This is a genomic window from Okeania sp. SIO2F4 (genome assembly GCF_010672385.1).
Lineage (GTDB): Bacteria > Cyanobacteriota > Cyanobacteriia > Cyanobacteriales > Microcoleaceae > Trichodesmium.
In genome coordinates this window covers 1-3,603 of the sequence record NZ_JAAHGT010000965.1, presented here as the reverse complement: position 1 = coordinate 3,603, position 3,603 = coordinate 1, and the positions used below count along the sequence as shown (strand labels likewise).

Genomic DNA, 3,603 nt, shown 5'->3' with positions numbered 1-3,603 from the left:
TGGATAAAAAATTGCTAGGATATTTCCACACTTGCTTCAATCAAGTATGGTTTTAACCAGAGGTAATTATTAATTAATAATTAGATATAATTTTCATTATCAATTATTCATTATCCATTATCCATTAATGAAAATTATCCACTTCTTAATTTAGTCCAGTATTTGTCATAAACTTCTTCATATTTACCCAGTGGAGCTAAACTTTCGCACTTTTGAATAATTGACTCTGGAGGAAATAAAGTAGGGTCTTTTTTTAGTTCTTCTGGTAATATTTGATAAGCTGCACGAGAAGGTGTCGTAAAACTGAGTCTTTCTACAATTTCCGCTGCAATATCTGGCTGTAACATAAAGTTAATCCATTGATAAGCACCATCTGGGTTAGGAGCATTTTTCGGAATTACTAATGTATCTATCCACAGGGAAGAACCACTGCTTGGAGTAACATATTCTAAATCTTCATTTTCTGGTTTAATTTCTGCTGCATCAGAAGAATAACACATAGCAATCAACAAATCTTCTACCAAAATTTGAGACCGCCAACCATCTGTAGTAAAAGAAGCGATCGCTGGTCTGAGTACAAGTAACTCTTGGTAAGCTTGCCTAATATTTTCTACATTGGTAGAGTTGTAAGAATATCCTAATTTTCTTAAAGCACACCCCATCACCTCTCGCACGTCATTCACTAAAGTCATCCGCTTCAATACTAAATCTCGATTTTCCCAGAGATATTCCCAATCATTAGGCGCTTTTGGTAACAGTTTACTATTGTAAATTAAACCAGTAGTTCCCCAACTTACGGGTACACTATAGACATTACCAGGATCGTATGTCGGGTCTTGAAATTGGGGAAATAGATCGTCTAAACCAATAATTAGAGAGTGGTCTAACTCTGTCAGCAAATTTAGGGTAACCATTTTTTGGACCATATAATCAGATGGATAAATAATGCTATATGCTCCACCCCCTCCTGCTTGTACTCTAGCTAGCATTGACTCATTAGAGTCAAACACATCTGCAACTACTTTGATACCAGTTTCATCGTAGAAGCGATCGAGCAAATCTTGATCTGTATACCCTGCCCAAGTATATATATATAGTAAATCTGAATCACCCTGCATTCTAGGGTTAGATTTCACTTCAGCTAATCTCCAACCACAACTAGAAAGGGTTGAAACTGCCATGGTAGCTGCTGACGCTTTCAGAAATTGACGTCTAGAAGTACTAGCATTTTGCTTGTAAATTGATTTAGCTACATCATTTCGCTGGTATTTCTGTAAATTAGTTGGAGGCACAGTAGTTACAAGTTTAAAGTCAAAAGTATAGCGCTACGCGCAAGTCAAAAATCAAAAGCGCAAAGTGCGGTCTTGGGGTCTCCCCAAGTGGAGCAACTTTGCAAGATAGTCAAAAGTCAAAAGTAATCCATGACTTAGTTTGAGCATTTATAAATTTTCTAACCTTTGCTTCGACTGCTATAAGTTTACGTTTTAATTGTGTTTAATTATTTATTTTTACGATCTTGATTCAGTTAAAGCCAAACAATTGTGTTTTGCCCAATAAACATAGATAGGAGTATCTGGGTTGGGCAAAGTTCCTTCTGTATTTGGCTGCCTTACCATTATCCGATCGCCTGACAATAAATTTACTTGATAATGTACATGAGTTCCCATATACATTACATTCATCAACCTGCCTTCAAAACAATTTTCTGATACATCTGGAGAATACAGACTCAGATTAACTTTTTCTGGTCGCACACTTACGACTACTGAAGCTCCTCCATATATTTCTCCGTTTCTTCCCTTCTCACTCATTTTTGATTGTTCTACAGAAATCTTCAGACCACTATCTGTCTTAACAACCAGACTAGAATCATGATTATATTCGACCCGACCTTGAAATAAATTTGTATCTCCAATAAAATCTGCCACAAATGGACTCTGGGGGCGCTCGTAAATTTCTTGAGGAGAGCCTATTTGTTCTATTCTACCCTCGTGCATCACAGCAATACGGTCTGACATACTCATGGCCTCTTCTTGGTCGTGAGTTACCATCACAAATGTAACGCCCAAGTCTCGATGTAAATTGGACAATTCCATTTGCATTTGTTTACGTAGCTTTAAGTCTAGGGCACCGAGAGGTTCATCTAATAATAATACTGTTGGACGATTTACTAAAGCTCTTGCTAAAGCCACCCGCTGTTGTTGCCCACCAGATATTTGATGAGGATAGCGATCGGCAAATTTCTCCATTTTCACCAACTGCAAAGCTTGTGCTACTTTTTCCTCAGTTTCGGCTTTTCCTAAACGTTTGATTCGTAGTCCAAAAGCGATATTATCTTTAACACTCAGATGGTTAAATAAAGCGTAGCTTTGGAAAACAGTATTTACTGGGCGGCGGTAAGCAGGAGTTTGGCTCATAGATTTGCCTCTAATCATTATTTCACCTGCTGATGGGGTTTCAAACCCAGCTATTAAGCGTAATGTGGTAGTTTTGCCACAGCCAGAAGGTCCCAGAATACTAAAAAATTCTCCTTGACGAATATTGAAGTCCACACCCCGTACTGCTGTGTGGCCTTCAAATACTTTGAATACTTTACGCAGTTCAACGTCGTTTTCGGTTTTGGTTAGGGTCGTCCCAATATTCAGTGCAGTTTGAGTCATAATTATTATGTCTTGAGTGGGGAATATGCTTGGGAAATTGGGTCTTAATAAATTTAAGTATTAGATTTTTTAGTATTTTAGCAGTTCTGGCTATTACGCTTCACATTAAAGTAAGAGCAGCCTAATTAGTCTGGAGGATTATTTTGTTAGTTTTGTTTTCTCTGGTCAAGACAACCTCATAGATCCATATTCAGGATTTAGGATTAAATAAAAGACAATTGAGATGCAATACGCAAGATAATCGTTGATTTTAAATTCTCTTTTTAACATAAGCTTTTTCAGTCTCAGACTTGATTGATTTTCCCGGAGTTGAGGTTGTAAGGAACTCTTAAGTTTATTATAGTATTGATTTAGAGATTTTAACGGTCTGCCATTTATCACTCTTGGGTTTTATTCCGGCGCTTATTAAAAGTTTCGGCTGTCGCCGACATGAAAATGTAGTTAAATTGTTTAATCCAATATCAATACTGGCGCAAGGATTTTTCTCTATTCGCAACTGTTTTTCGCATTTCTTCATAAATCACCTCAATTACATAATGGTTAAGTCTAGGGATGAGACGAACTTGTTTAAGAGTGTGAAGTAGGTACTAATGTTTTTAGATAAATTTCAGTTTTACTGAGATTAATAATTCCTTGTTTAAGTTGCCTCTTGCTAATGGCTTGTTTCGTATAAACTACAAGATTTATTCCCGTTATTTTATTTTTATATCTAGGAATACGAGGACGAGATTTAAAATTTGATAGGTTCTGTTTATAAACTTTGTTTGCTGCTAAAAAACTCTTCGGTGTTTCTATCTATTATCATCAAAATTTGTTGAGAGATTTTAGCTGGCATTGCTTGATAGTCTGGTTGAGCAGATAGTATCTTTTGAAGCTGATGATAAGAAAGATAAGTATTTGAAAATATCAAAAACTGATGAACTATGTCTTCTTTAAGGGCGGA

2 protein-coding genes and 1 pseudogene are annotated in these 3,603 nt (G+C 36.4%); all 3 read right to left on the bottom strand.

Features of this window, described 5'->3' with window-relative positions; translation table 11 throughout:
* Positions 1-134: 134 nt before the first annotated feature.
* Positions 135-1,241, bottom strand: coding sequence for an ABC transporter substrate-binding protein (locus F6K22_RS35670; RefSeq protein ID WP_293109302.1), 1,107 nt, complete (start codon positions 1,239-1,241; stop codon positions 135-137).
* A 267-nt stretch (positions 1,242-1,508) separates the two neighbouring features.
* Positions 1,509-2,660, bottom strand: coding sequence for an ABC transporter ATP-binding protein (locus F6K22_RS35665; protein ID WP_293109300.1), 1,152 nt, complete (start codon positions 2,658-2,660; stop codon positions 1,509-1,511).
* A 751-nt stretch (positions 2,661-3,411) separates the two neighbouring features.
* Positions 3,412-3,603 (bottom strand): annotated as a pseudogene (locus F6K22_RS35660) (hypothetical protein); the annotation flags it as partial.